This window comes from Massilia aurea (assembly GCF_040790145.1).
In the GTDB taxonomy this organism is placed as follows: domain Bacteria; phylum Pseudomonadota; class Gammaproteobacteria; order Burkholderiales; family Burkholderiaceae_D; genus Telluria; species Telluria aurea_C.
In genome coordinates this window covers 155,382-169,042 of the sequence record NZ_JBFMMP010000005.1, presented here as the reverse complement: position 1 = coordinate 169,042, position 13,661 = coordinate 155,382, and the positions used below count along the sequence as shown (strand labels likewise).

General features: G+C 65.6%; 9 protein-coding genes. 2 read left to right on the top strand and 7 right to left on the bottom strand.

Annotated elements, in window-relative coordinates; translation table 11 throughout:
• Nucleotides 1-9 precede the first annotated feature (9 nt).
• The 7 genes from AB2N08_RS10425 to AB2N08_RS10395 form a co-directional block, all read right to left on the bottom strand.
• The gene (locus AB2N08_RS10425) at nt 10-411 is read right to left on the bottom strand and encodes a hypothetical protein (protein ID WP_367610570.1); all 402 of its coding nucleotides are present in this window, start codon (nt 409-411) and stop codon (nt 10-12) included.
• 52 nt (nt 412-463) lie between these two features.
• Nucleotides 464-4,159: a CheR family methyltransferase gene (locus AB2N08_RS10420; RefSeq protein ID WP_367610658.1), complete on the bottom strand. Its 3,696-nt coding sequence runs from the start codon at nt 4,157-4,159 to the stop codon at nt 464-466.
• A gap of 111 nt (nt 4,160-4,270) precedes the next feature.
• Nucleotides 4,271-7,117: a PAS domain-containing protein gene (locus tag AB2N08_RS10415; protein ID WP_367610569.1), complete on the bottom strand. Its 2,847-nt coding sequence runs from the start codon at nt 7,115-7,117 to the stop codon at nt 4,271-4,273.
• A 94-nt stretch (nt 7,118-7,211) separates the two neighbouring features.
• Nucleotides 7,212-8,816 (bottom strand): methyl-accepting chemotaxis protein, encoded by a 1,605-nt coding sequence (locus AB2N08_RS10410; protein WP_367610568.1) that lies wholly within the window; start codon nt 8,814-8,816, stop codon nt 7,212-7,214.
• 150 nt (nt 8,817-8,966) lie between these two features.
• Entirely contained in the window at nt 8,967-10,361 is a 1,395-nt protein-coding gene (locus AB2N08_RS10405) for a hypothetical protein (protein WP_367610567.1), read from the bottom strand.
• Complete coding sequence (locus AB2N08_RS10400) at nt 10,358-11,218, bottom strand: ABC transporter ATP-binding protein (RefSeq protein WP_367610566.1); 861 nt, start codon at nt 11,216-11,218, stop codon at nt 10,358-10,360. Before AB2N08_RS10400 ends, AB2N08_RS10405 begins: the two co-directional genes overlap by 4 nt.
• Nucleotides 11,215-11,613 carry a GntR family transcriptional regulator gene (locus AB2N08_RS10395; RefSeq protein ID WP_367610565.1) on the bottom strand — a complete coding sequence of 133 codons (399 nt, stop codon included), beginning with the start codon at nt 11,611-11,613 and terminating at the stop codon, nt 11,215-11,217. The genes AB2N08_RS10400 and AB2N08_RS10395 overlap by 4 nt, the downstream gene beginning before the upstream one ends.
• 168 nt (nt 11,614-11,781) lie before the next feature.
• Here AB2N08_RS10395 and AB2N08_RS10390 point away from each other — a divergent pair, with 168 nt between their 5' ends.
• Nucleotides 11,782-13,227 carry an MFS transporter gene (locus AB2N08_RS10390; RefSeq protein WP_367610564.1) on the top strand — a complete coding sequence of 482 codons (1,446 nt, stop codon included), beginning with the start codon at nt 11,782-11,784 and terminating at the stop codon, nt 13,225-13,227.
• Complete coding sequence (locus tag AB2N08_RS10385; RefSeq protein ID WP_367610563.1) at nt 13,224-13,649, top strand: (R)-mandelonitrile lyase; 426 nt, start codon at nt 13,224-13,226, stop codon at nt 13,647-13,649. The genes AB2N08_RS10390 and AB2N08_RS10385 overlap by 4 nt, the downstream gene beginning before the upstream one ends.
• Nucleotides 13,650-13,661: the final 12 nt, after the last annotated feature.

The following is a 13,661-nucleotide window of genomic DNA, read 5'->3' as shown; positions in this document are numbered from 1 at the left end:
GTTCGACTGTCAGATTGTCGCCGCACTCTTGCAGCGCAGTTGACGCGGTCCCTGGGCCAGAATGCGGAGTGCAACGTCATCGGGAACATTCTCGTTGCGAAGCAGCGCCAGCGCCCATTCGCGCCCCAGCTTTTTTTCGATTTTCAATGCTGCTTCGACGATCGCATCGTGCAATTGATTATGACGCCGGCAGAATTCGAACTGCGGGCCTGTGGCGCCAGCGCGCGCGGCAGGTGTCACCACATAATTGCGCGCATGCCCTTGTTCGAGTATGCGCTGCGCGATCGATTCAGGGACATTTTCCCGCGCAAGATACGCCCGGGCTTCTTCCATCCCGAGCATGCTCCTGTACACCAGCGCAACGTCGGCGTGTTGCGAAATCAGTGTATTGCGGCGTGCAAGGACACTCATATGACCCCCAAGGCGTAATCTATCCTGCATGTGTACTGCCTGTGCCAGCCACTTATTCCGGCAATAACTGGCGTACTGTCGCGCTCAGCGCTTCCACTGAAATCGGTTTGCCGAGTTGTACTGAAAAGCCGGCAGCGATGACTGCCGCGACATCGTCCTCGCGTTGCATGCTGCTCAAGGCGATGGCCGGCAACGCTGCAAACTGTTCCTGGGCACGTACTCGCCGCATGAGATCAAGCCCGTCGGCGGTCTTTGTCGATATATCGGCAATCAAGAGGTCCACGCTTTCCTGCCCGAGGATGCGCAGCCCCTCGTCGGCGCTGACGGCGGCGAAGACCGTGGCCCCACTCAGTTCAAGCAGCGATGTGAATATCTCGAGCATGTCATGCACGGGGTCGATCACCAGGATGCGGCGCCCTGCCAGCGCTTCGTCCATGCTGCGCTGATGCTGCTGTGGTGACGACTCGGCAGGCTCGGCCACAGGCAGCCAGACGCTGAAGCGTGCACCCTTGCCTACGCCATCCGAAAACGCTTCGACGCGACCGTTGTGCAGCTTCATGATGTCGCACACCAGCGCCAGGCCGATACCGAGGCCGCCTTTCGCACGGTGTGTCACGGCGGTGCTCTGGCCATACATATTGAACACCTGGGAGAGGAACTCCGGCGCGATGCCTTGCCCGTTATCGGTCACATCCAGCCGCACCGAGGCATCCTCGCGCGCGATCGAGACCTCGACCGCGCCGCCCGCCGGCGTGAATTTCATCGCATTGCTCAGCAAATTCATCACGACCTGCTCGATGCGCACCTTGTCGGCCAGTACCACTGCACCGTCGCTGTTGTCAGTGAAGCCGATTGCCACCTCGCTGGCGCCGTCGCCGTCGCGCGCGGTGTCGATGAGTTCGCGCACGACCCGGCCGATGTCGAGCGGTACCTTCGTCAGCGACAGCTTGCCCGTGCGGATACGCGACATGTCCATCAGGTCATCGATGATCTTTGCCTGGCTCGTCACCGCATTGCGAATCCCCGTGGCGATGCGCGGGAAGCCCGGCGCCTCGCGCACCGCAGGCATGCGTGACAGCAGCTCGACATTGATGTTGATCATGTTCAGCGGATTGCGCAATTCGTGCGCCATCACGGACAGAAACTCTTCCCTCATCGCCGAATCTTGCTGCGCTTCCGTACGGATGGTCTGCTCTCGGCCCAGTGCCTGCTCGCGTTCGGTTTCGTGGCGCAGGCGCGCCGTGGCATCGCGCGCAATCTTGGCGTAACCGTAGAATGCATCGTCGAACAACGGCGTCGTGACCCCGCTGCAGAAGAAACGCGAGCCGTCCTTGCGCACATGCCACCGCTCATCCTCGGCCCGGCCATCGGCACGGGCGCAGCGCAGCTCGTTGGCCGGCACGCCGCTGGCGATGTCTTCCGGAACGAACAGTCGCTCCAGTGTCTGATCAGCCATTTCTTGTGGGCTATAGCCAAACAGGTATTCTGCCCCCTTGTTCCAGCTCGTTACCCGTCCCTCGGCGTCGAGCGTGATGATCGCGTAGTCGCTGGCGCTCTCGGCCACGAGGCGCATGCGCGCTTCGCTGGCGCGCGCCTGCTCCTGCGCCTGACGCCGCAGCGTGATGTCGAAAAATGTCATCACCGCGCCTTCGATACGATCCTCGTTGGTGCGATATGGCAGCAGGCGCACGATGTAGCAACGCCCGTCAATCGTGCGCACTTCGCGTTCCACCAGACGCAGCGTCTCGAAAGTGGCGTTCACGTCTTCGGGCAAGTGCTCATACTCGAGCTTGTGGGTCAGGTCGAGCAGCGAGCGGCCGACGTCGGACGCGATGATCGAAAACAGGTCCGCCGCGCGCGGCGTGAAGCGCTTGATGCGCAAGCCGCTGTCGACGAAGATGGTGGCGATGTCGGTCGACGCGATCAGGTTGTTCAGGTCATCGTTGGCCTTGCCTGTCTCTTCGACCTTCACCTTCAGCTCGTAATTGACGGTGATCAGTTCTTCATTGACCGATTGCAGCTCTTCCTTGCTGGTTTCCAGTTCTTCCGTCGCCGAGCGCAGTTCTTCGTTGATCGCCTGCAGCTCTTCATTCGATGCGCGCAGCTCTTCGGTCGAGACCTCCGAATTTTCGATCGTCTCTTGCAGTTGTTCACGCCTGCGCTGGAGTTCGGCTTCGAGCTGGGCCAGCACTACCTCGTGGCTTCCGCCCGGGCGCGCTTCGCCAGCGGGCCCGGCCGGCTCCTCGGCGCGTTTGAACAGCACCAGCACAAAATCGCTTTCGGCTTCTTCGTCGCGGAACGGTTGCAGCAGCATCGCGATCGGACCGGGCGCAGACTCGCTGGCCAGCGCGATCGGGCGGCACGTGACTGGTGCATCGCCCTGGGTCACCTGGAACAGCGCCGAGCGCAGTTCAAGACGCAGTTCGGGCAGGATCAACTGCAGCAGGTTGCGCGACGGCTCACCGCCGATCATGCGCAAGAATTGCCCGGCCTGCTCGGACATGTGGACGATATTGCCTTCGCGGTCGATCACCGCCGACGGCGGGGCGACCTGCGCCAGCGCGCGCTGGTGCAGGGCAGCATAGGAAAACGCGCGCTTCAGCGGGGTTTTGCTGCGTGCGTTCTCCAGTGCGCGAGCGCCGAAGCCGGCCCTGCCGGGGCTTTGATACTGCACCTGGGGTATGCCGGAGCGCGCGCGGTAGATCCGTTTTTTTTTGTCGACCGGGATGAAGTATTCAGCGACCGCGTCGGCCGATTCAGAGCTGCCCAGGAACAGGTAGCCACCGGGTTTGAGCGCGAAATGAAACATTTGCAGTACCTTCGACTGCACATCGCGGTTCAGGTAAATCAGCAGGTTGCGGCAGGTGACCAGGTCGAGCCGCGAGAACGGCGGATCGCGCAGCAGGTTGTGCGATGCAAACAGTACCCGGTCGCGCACCGCCTTTCGAATACGGTAGCGCTCGTCTTCTTTCGTGAAATATTGCCGCAACCGCGCCGGAGCGACGTCGGTGATGATCGCGCCAGGGTAGATGCCGGCGCGCGCCGTGTTGATGGCATGCTCGTCAATGTCCGACGCGAATACCTGGAACGGCGGCGCTGCGTCATTCAGGGCTGCCTGCTCGGTCAGCATGATGGCCAGCGAATAGGCTTCTTCACCACTGGCGCAGGCCGCGACCCAGGCCCGCACTTCATCGCCTGGGCCCTTGTCCTTGAACAGATCGGGAATGACATCGCGTTCGAGCGCTTCGAAGGCCTCGCGGTCGCGGAAGAAATTGGTCACCCCGATAAGCATGTCGTCAAGCAAGGCCTTGTATTCGCCCGGATCGGCCTCGAGCACTTCGCTGTATTCCGGCAGCGAATGCACCGCGCGCACCTGCAGGCGCCGCTCGATGCGGCGCAGTACCGTGGCGCGCTTGTAGTGGCGGAAATCGTGACCGGTATGGCTGAACAGTTGCCCGATGATCTGCTGCAAAGCCTCTTCGGCGACCGCAGCCTCGGCCGGGCCGGGAAGGCGGGCGATCGGCCCCTCGCCGTCCCCCGCCAAGGGCAGCTCGATGATGCGCGCGTTGTCCCAGAGCTCGATGAGCTTCTGCGGAATATCGACCACGGGCAAGACGAAATCGACGGCCGTCGTGCGAACCGCAGCCTGCGGCATGCCCTCGTATTCGGCGTCGTCGGGCGCCTGCACCAGGGCCAGGCCGCCCTTCTCCTTGATGCGCGCCAGTCCGACCGCGCCATCGGGACAAATGAGGGACGATATTCGATGAATCTGCTTGGGAATACGCTAACCGTACTGCAATACCGGTCGGAATATTCTTTCAGTAAATTTAAATTTCCATATATAAATCCGCGAATGGTGTCAATCCTGTCGTGCCACCATCGCGCGCACGCGCGCCGCCATCGTCTCGATTGAAAATGGCTTCGTCAGGATCGCCATGTCCGGCCCCAGCTGGCCATTGTCGAGCAACGCTGTTTCGGCATAGCCGGTAATGAACAGCACCTTCAGCGCCGGCCGTGCGACGCGCGCAGCATCGGCCATCTGGCGCCCGTTCATCATGCCCGGCAATCCGACATCGGTGATCAGCAAGTCGATGCGCGCATCGGACTGCAACAGCGCCAGCCCGCTGGCGCCATCTTCGGCATCCAGCACCACATAACCGAGATCTTCCAGCAAATCGACCAGCAGCATGCGTACGCTCGGTTCGTCATCGACCACCAGGACCGTCTCGCCCCGGCCGTCGGGCGACGCCAGTGTCGCCGTTGGCGCGGCATCGCCGCTTTCGGTCTGACCACGATGCCGCGGCAGATAGATGCTGACCGTGGTGCCGCGCCCCACCGCCGAATCGATGCGCACCTGGCCGCCGGACTGCTGGGCGAAACCGTAGATCATCGACAGCCCCAGTCCCGTGCCCTGCCCGATCGGCTTGGTCGTGAAGAACGGGTCGAACGCCTTGGCCACCACTTCCGGCGCCATGCCGGTGCCGGCGTCCGACACCGACAGCGTCAGGTAGTCGCCGGGCGGCAGTTCGAGCGTGCGGGCGGCATCGACATCGACCTGGCAGTTGGCCGTCCTGACGACGATGCAGCCGCCGGCCGGCATGGCGTCGCGCGCGTTGATACACAGGTTGAGCAGCGCGTTCTCGAGCTGGGACTGATCTACCAGCGCGGTCCACAGGTGGCGCTCGGTGTGCGGCTCGACCTGCACGCTCGGGCCCACGGTGCGCCGGATCATGTCGAGCATGCCGTCGACCATGGTGTTGACGCAGATCGCCTTTGGGGCGAGCGTCTGGCGGCGCGAAAAAGCCAGCAGGCGGTGCGTCAGCGCCGCCGCACGCCGTGTGGCGCCCTGGGCCACGCCGATGTAGCGGTCGATCTCGCCCACGCGGCCCTGCCCGATGCGGATCTTCACCAGATCGAGACTGCCCGTGATGCCTGCCAGCAGATTGTTGAAGTCGTGCGCCAGCCCGCCCGTGAGCTGGCCGACCGCTTCCATCTTCTGCGAATGGCGCAGCTGTTCCTGGGCGCGCTCGAGCTCGGCCTGGCGCTCGCGCTCGAGCGTGATGTCGCGACCGGTCGCATAGGTAACGCTGCCGGCCGGCGCTGCCACCCACGATATCCAGCGCGTCGAGCCATCCTTGTGGCGATAGCGGTTGACCAGGCGCGGCTGACCGCCTTCGGCTGCCGCAACGTAGGCATCGACCGTCCCGGCGTGGTCTTCGGGCAACACGAATTCATTGGTGTGATGCCCGACGAGTTCGTCGGGTGCATAGCCAAGCAGACGCGTCCAGGCTGGATTGACGCGCCGGAACACGCCCTTGAAATCGATCGTCAGCAGCAGGTCGGGCGACGTGTCCCACATGCGGTCGCGCTCGGCCTGGGCTTCTTTCTCGAGCGTCACGTCACGCGCCGAGCAATATATCTTGCCGCTATCGGGCACCGCGACCCACGACAGCCAGCGCCAGCCGCCGGCCTTGTGACGATAGCGGTTCTCGAAGCGCAGCGCCGGGATGTCGCGCTCGAGGGCATCGCGCCAGACCGCCTGGGTGGCCGCCCGGTCGTCCGGATGGATGAATTCCATGAAGTGCGTGCTGGCGAGCTCGTCCTCGGTCCAGCCGAGGCTGGCTTCCCAGGCGGGGTTCGACGTTTCAATGAAACCATCGGCATTGAGCACGCCCAGGATGTCCGGGCTGACCTGCCAGGTGCGCCCGCGCGCCAGTGCCTGTGCGATCACTTTTTGCTCGAGCTGTTCGTTCAGTGCGCGCAGTTTCAGGATCGCCTGGTCGCGCTCGGCCTCCACCGCCCGCCTGCCCTCGACGTCAATGAGCACGCCGGGGAACAGCAATCCCGTACCGTCCGGCGCCAGGTCGACCCGGCCGTTGGCTTCGATCCAGTAGTAGCGCCCGTCGGTGCGTTTTACCCGGTACTGGTGGGCGTAGTGGCCGCCGCGCGCGATAACGGTATTGATCGCCTGCGCCAGCCCGGCCTGGTCGTCCGGGTGCACGGTGGCGACGATCTGGGCCAGGCTCAGGCCCTCGCGGCCGAGCGCGGGGTCGAGCCCGAAGGCGCGCGCGAACGCTTCGTCGACCGTGAAGCGGTCGGTCGGCAAATGCCAGAACCAGGTGCCGATGATGGCGCCGGCAGACAGTGCCAGCTGCACCCGTTCGGCGTCGATGCGCGAGTTGCTTTCATTCTCGCGCAATACGGCTTCGTCGGCCGCCTGGCGGCGCCGGGAGAGAATCGTGTCGGTGGTCTCGATACACGTGCATAACAGGCCGAGGATCTCGCCACCGTCGCCGCGCACCGGGCCGTACGAGAACGTGAACCAGGTGTGCTCGGCGTAGCCCTTGCGCTGCATGACCAGCGGCAGGTCGTGCATCTTGTACGATTCGCCGCCCACCAGCGTGCGGTCGACCAGCGGCGCGAGGACATCCCAGATCTCTGGCCAGGCGGCCTGGAAACTGCCGCCCAGCGCGCGCGGGTGCTTGGCGCACAGGATCTCGGCGTAGGAATCGTTGTACAGCAGCGTTTGCCCGACACCCCACACGAGAAAACTCGGGAACGCCGAACCGAGCACGATGCTCACGCCGGTGCGCAGCGTGGCCGGCCAATCCTCGATGGGGCCAAGGGGCGTGGCGGCCCAGTCATGGTCGCGAATCGCTGCGCCGAGCGCGCCGCCGTCCATCGGAAATGCGCTGGAATCACGCATGGGATTGAAAGACTGCCGGGCCGGCTGTCAGCGGAAGTGGGGGGCGCACGCTCATGATCCCGGCATTATGGCATGGGCCGCGCGCCCCGACGCTCTACGCTGCCATGGCAAGGAGCGCGTGCGGTGCGCGGTGCTGCGCTTGCCCGCCCGCCTGCGCATCGACCTTGAACACGCTCACCATCTGCTGCAGCGCCTGGGCCTGCTCTTGCAGCGCGCCGGTGGCCGCCGCCGCTTCCTCGACCAGCGCCGCGTTCTGCTGGGTTGCCTGGTCCATCAGGCTGACCGCTTCGTTGATCTGCCCGATGCCGGACGTCTGCTCTTCGCCGGCGGCCAGGATCTCGGCCATGATGTCGGACACGCGCGTCACGCTCGAGACGATCTCGTGCATCGTGGTGCCGGTGCTGTCGACCAGGGCCGTGCCGGCCTCGACATTGGCGACCGAGGTACTGATCAGCTCCTTGATTTCTTTCGCCGCCGCCGCCGAGCGTTGCGCCAGGTTGCGCACTTCGCCGGCCACGACCGCAAAACCCCGGCCCTGCTCGCCCGCGCGCGCCGCTTCCACGGCCGCATTGAGCGCCAGGATATTGGTCTGGAACGCAATGCCGTCGATGACCGAAATGATGTCCACGATGCGCTTGGACGAGGCGTCGATCGCGCCCATGGTCTCGACCACTTCCGCCACCAGCTTGCCGCCGCGGAGCGCCACTTCGGACGCCGAGCGCGCCACGTTGTTGGCCTGGCGCACGTTGTCGGCATTGTGCTGCACGGTGCTGGTCAGTTCTTCGAGCGAGGATGCGGTTTCTTCCAGGCTGCCGGCCTGTTGTTCGGTGCGGCCAGACAGGTTCATATTGCCCGCGGCGATTTCGGCGCTGGCGGTGGCGATCGACATGCTGCTGTCGCGCACGCCGCGCACGGTGCCGGCCAGTTGCTGCTGCATCGTGGCCAGGCCTTTGAGCAGCGCGCCCATCTCATCCTGTCGGTCAACCACGACCGTCGTCGACAGGTCGCCATGGGCCATCGCATCGAAGTGGCCGATGGCATGCTCGAGCGGGCGCATGATCGCGCGCAGCAGCAGCACCGACGACACGGTCGCCAGCACGAGGCCAACCACCACGCTCAGGCCAGCGATCCACATCAGCAGCTTGAACAGCGTCGAGCTGGATTCAAACGCATGGCGGGCGGCGCCGAGCTGGTAGTCGTCGAGCGCCACCGAGGCCTTGTCGAAGGTGCCGTACAGCGCCGTCATGTCCGTCATCGACAATGTTTCGATACGCTCGGCGTTGCGCTGCTCGATGGCGCTGGCCAGGGCCAGCATGCCGTCGTTGATGTAACGGGTGCGCTCGGTTTCCAGGGCCTTGGCGAGCGCATCTTCCTCGGTATCGCGCGGCATCGCCAGGTAGTGTTGCCAGGCCTTGTTGGCGTCGTCGATGAAGCCTTTGGCGCGCTCGAGCGTCTTGGCGATATCGGGCGCGTCCGGCTGGAACACCCCACGGTCCAGCCCGAAACGGGCGCGGTTCAGGAAGTTCTTCGAGTGATTGATCGCGATGCTCGAGGCGAGCTGGTTCGAATAGACTTCTTCGAGCGCAGCATGGTTCGAACGCATGCCGTACAGGCCGAGCAGGCCGACGGCCGCGATCAGCAGGCCCAGCAGCGCCAGCGTGGCGATCAGGCGAAAACGCAGTGTAAGTTTGGAAAGCATGGACATCCTGGAGAAGGTTTCGTGCGCGGGGCAATGGATACGACACGAAAACCTTAGCCCGGATACGGCCATTTTTCAGCAAAAACCGATGGTTCGTAGGCAGCCTGACAAGCAAGTGTTGCCCACTAGAAACGGAACAATGCCAAGCTGCTAATCGAGACGGCCGGCCGGGAACGCGATCGGCGCGGCGCACATCCGGCGCCAACGCCCGCGCACGAGAACCACGGCAAGCACGAGCGCCGTGACCGTCGCGACGGGCCAGCCTGGCAAGCCCAGCCATTTGAAACCGATGACCCCAACGATCGGGCCGATGCAGCCGAGTCCAACTGCCGCGAGTCCGTAGAACAGCGCGCTCCAGCGCGGCATGCATGCATGGTCGCGCAGTACGATGGCCAGGGTCGGCAATGTCATGCAGCACACGCAGGCCTGCCCCACCAGCACCATGCCGCGTATGCCACCGGCAAGGGCCAGCAACAGCGTGACAACCGATATCCACGCCCAGATCGCCAGGCCCTGGCGCAGCATGGTCCGGGCCAGCAGCGCGTTGAAGCGGGCCGGATCGTTGGGCGACACCGGGGCCAGCCGCACCAGCGCCTGCTCGCCGCGGGTGAGCGGCAGCAGGGCCGGCACCGAGGCGGCCATCAGCGGGACGCACAATATGAAGCTGCCGGAGAGCAACCATATGGGGGCCGGATCGCCGGCCGCAGAGGTGCCGCGCAAGTGCCACGTGATGCCCGTAAAGGCCAGTGCGGCGCCCAAAGAGCCCCACGCCGTCAAGGCGAACAGGTCGGGGCCCAGCGCCCGCAGCAGCAGCGCGCCCGGCGTGCCCTGCGCGCTCAGGCGACGCTGGCGCAGCCGTTGCGGCACGTACGGCTTCAGGCCAGCGAGAAAAACGCCTTTGCCGCTGCCGTCCATCATGAGCGCGCGATGTTCGAGCATGGCCCAGTGGCGTTCGCCGCCACGGGGAAACAATGTCCACACGACTGGCACGGCAAGGACGGCCATGCCCGTCGCCACCAGCGACATGACGCCCGGTTGCGCGGCGGCGTCGCGCAACCACGCCTGCCATCCGGCGCTCAGGAATGAAAAGAAGAACGGCAGCATCAGCACCACGCCGGCGCCCACGCCCGCCATGAGGGTGGCGACGCCCAGCGTGCCAGCCATGGCGAACGGCAGTACCAAGGGGGACGCGTCAGGGATCAATAGCATTCCTGCGGCCAGCAGGCCAATCGCGGCAAACCAGACCAGCAGCGCCAGTTCGATCAGGCGCCGGCGCATGCCCGGCACCAGTTGTGCATTGGCGGGATGGTTCAGACCAAGGGCGCTCGGGATGAACGCCATGGTCCAGGTGAACAGCAGCACCCCGGCCGGCGTGGCCAAGGCCCAGCCGGCCGCGACTTGCGCCCCATACACCGCCCCCATGAGCGCCGTCACGGCCACGGTCAGGATCACGGTGACGGACCACAGGATCGCTTGCGCGCGCGGATGGGCTTGCGCATGCGCGGCTTGCCACAGCAGGCGGTACTGAACTAACCGCGCGCTCACCGCGTGACCTCGATGAACAGGTCTTCCAGCCCGAGTGGCTCGATGCGCACGCCCGGCGCGGCGGCGGGCGGCGCCCCGCCCTGCACGATCACGCAGACCGAACCGTCGCCCGCCTGGCTGCGGCGCAACTCGCCCGGCAAGGCCGCGCCCAGCAGGCTGGCCGGGCCGATCACGCGGCGCGCGCCATCGAGTAGCGTGTCGAGCTCGCCCTGCAGCGCGATCCGGCCATCCTTCAGAAACGCGACGTCCGGCGCCACGCGTTCGAGGTCGGTCAGGATGTGCGTCGAGAACACCACCGTGGTGCCCTGCTCGATCACCCCGTCGACCAGCTCGGCCAGAAAGCTGCGGCGGCCCGCCGGGTCGAGCGCCGAGGCCGGCTCGTCGAGCACCAGCAGGTCGGGATCGTGGGCCAGCGCGCGGATGATCGACAGGCGCTGCTGCTCGCCGCCCGACAGCCTGCGGATCGGCTTGTTGCGCATGAGGCCATCGAAGCCCCAGCGGTCCAGCAGCAGGTCGACCTTCGCGTCGTTCCAGCGCGGGTACATGGCCTTGAAGTAGTCGAGCATCTGCAGCGCCGTCATCCACTCGAACAGGCCCGATTTCTGCGGGACGTAGCCGATGCGGGCGCGCGTCGCATCCGTCAGCGCGTTCAGCGGTTCGCCGAACAGCGTGACGCTGCCGCCATCGATTTCGCGCAGGCCCAGCAGGCATTCCATCAGCGTCGACTTGCCGGCGCCATTGCGCCCGAGCAGGCCGATCACCTGCCCCGGCCGCACTTCCCAGTCGAGGTTGTCGAGAATGGCCTTGCTGCCGAAGTGCTTGGCCACGCCGCGCATCTGGATGGGGGATGGTGTCACGGTGATTCCTTGAGGATGAGTGTGAAAAGAGCGAGCGCGGTGGCCGGGTCGAGTTCGAGTTCGCGCGCCTCGCGCGCGGCGCGCTCCAGTGTCGGCCGCAGCAGCGCGGCGCGATCGGCGGCGTCAACCATGGCGTCCGCGCCGGCGACGCGATCGGCCACCACCATGCCGACGCCGCGCCGGCGGTCGAGCACGCCTTCGAGTTCGAGCAGGCCGTAGGCCTTGGAGACCGTCATCGGATTGACGGTCAATTGCTGGGCCACTTCGCGCACCGACGGCAGCGCCGCGCCCGGCGCCAGCTGGCCGCCGGCGACCAGGCGCCGCACCTGATCCACCAACTGCCGGTAAATCGGCTCGGAAGACCCGGGGATGATCGAGAACAGTGAATGGGCCATTGCGTATTAGTGTATTAGTGTATTAGTTGGCTGATACAGTAAACGTGAATATCCGTGATGTCAATCGCTGCGATTCATTACCTGAGTTAATAAGCGCATGCGGTCCAGGGTGGCTAGTCAGTGGCCGTGGCGGTCCGTACAGTAACTCCTTTGCCAGGCTTTCCCATCGTGACCACCCACTCTCCCGCAGCGCCCAACAAGATGGCGATCCTCGCGATCATCCTCGTCAGTTACGTGATGATCATCCTCGACACGTCCATCGTGCTCACCGGCTTGCCGCATATCCAGCGCGACCTGGGCTTTTCCGACAGCGCCCTGGCCTGGGTGCAAAGCGCCTACACGCTGACCTTCGGCGGCTTCTTGCTGCTGTCGGCGCGCGCCGGCGACATCTTCGGACGGCGGCGCATGCTCATCGCCGGCCTGGCCGTGTTTACGATCGCCTCGGTGGCCATCGGCATGGCGGCGTCGCCCGCGCTGATGATTGCCGCGCGCGCCGTCCAGGGCCTCGGCTCGGCCATCCTGGCGCCGTCGACGCTGGCGCTGTTGCAAACCACGTTTGCCGAAGGCCCCGAACGCACCCGCGCCGTGTCGTGGTACAGCGCGGTGGCTGGCGTGGCTGCCAGTGTCGGGCTGGTGCTGGGCGGGATCCTTGCGCAGTCGCTGTCGTGGCGCGTCGGCTTTTTCGTCAACCTGCCCATCGGCCTGGCCATGATGCTGGCGGCGTGGCACTACATCGGCGAAACAGGGCGTGGCGGCGGACGGTTCGATGTGCCCGGGGCGCTGGCCTCGACGCTCGGCGTGGGCGCGCTCGTGTACAGCTTCATCCGTTCGTCCGAAGCGGGCTGGAGCGACACCATCACGCTGGCCGCGATCTTTGGCGCGCTGGCCTTGCTGTGCGCCTTCGTCGCCATCGAACGCCGGGCGGCGCAGCCGATCATGCCGCCACGCCTGTTCGCCAGCAGCGAGCGCACGGCCGCCTACGCGGCGCGCCTGCTGTTCATGGGCGGCATGATCGGGTTCTTCTTTTTCACGACCTTGTATCTGCAGGACGAGCTGCACTATGGCGCGACCGTGACGGGCCTGGCCTTCCTGCCGGCGACGATCGTCAATTTCATCTTCGCCATGCTGCTGCCGCGCCTGACGCGCCGCCTCGATAACGCGCTGATCCTGGCCGTCGGCCTCGCGCTGTGCGTGGCCGGCCTGGCCTGGCTGAGCCGGGCGACGCCCGACAGCGTCTATCTCACGGCGGTGGCGCTGCCGATGATACTGATCGGCGCCGGCCAGGGCTTGACGCTCGGGCCGCTGACGGTGTCGGGCATCAAGGGCGTCGCGCGGGCCGATGCGGGCGCCGCATCGGGCGTGGTCAATGTGGTGCACCAGATCGGCAGCGCGCTCGGGCTGGCGGTGCTGATTGCCATTGGCGCGATCGGCGCCGACGTGTTGCAGGGCGACGCCCTGACGGCGCACCGGGTCACCTATGCGTTCACCGCCTCGACGATCATGCTGGCGCTGGCGCTGGCGCTGGTCGTCGCGTTCATCGTGCCGGCGCGCCGCAAGACAGCCGCACAACCTTCGACAACCACACATCACACCACCGAAAAGGAATCGACATGATCCTCAAACGCGCAGGCTCGCAACCATCGGCCAAAGGCCCCGACGACTATTTCACCGGCACTGTCCGCATCGACCCGCTCGCCACCGGCACGGCGCCGGCGCGCGTCTCGGCCGCGAGCGTGACCTTCGAGCCGGGAGCACGCTCGGCCTGGCACACCCATCCGCTGGGACAAATCCTGATCGTGACCGCCGGCTGCGGCTGGACCCAGTGCGAGGGCGAGGCCAAGGTCGAGATTCGCGCTGGCGACACCATCTGGTGCCCGCCGGGCCACAAGCACTGGCACGGCGCGTCGGCGACGACGTCGATGACCCACATCGCAGTGCAGGAGGCGCTCGATGGCGTGGCCGTCACGTGGCTCGAAAAAGTCGCGGACGATGATTACATGAGCCCGCTTGGCGAGGCGGCGCCCCATACGCACTGACACCAGGGCCGC

Bases quoted from the DNA above. Each gene is read 5' to 3' on its own strand.
- AB2N08_RS10425 (WP_367610570.1), bottom strand. From the start codon at position 411: ATGAGTGTCCTTGCACGCCGCAATACACTGATTTCGCAACACGCCGAC.
- AB2N08_RS10415 (WP_367610569.1), bottom strand. From the start codon at position 7,117: ATGCGTGATTCCAGCGCATTTCCGATGGACGGCGGCGCGCTCGGCGCA.
- AB2N08_RS10410 (WP_367610568.1), bottom strand. From the start codon at position 8,816: ATGCTTTCCAAACTTACACTGCGTTTTCGCCTGATCGCCACGCTGGCG.
- AB2N08_RS10395 (WP_367610565.1), bottom strand. From the start codon at position 11,613: ATGGCCCATTCACTGTTCTCGATCATCCCCGGGTCTTCCGAGCCGATT.
- AB2N08_RS10385 (WP_367610563.1), top strand. From the start codon at position 13,224: ATGATCCTCAAACGCGCAGGCTCGCAACCATCGGCCAAAGGCCCCGAC.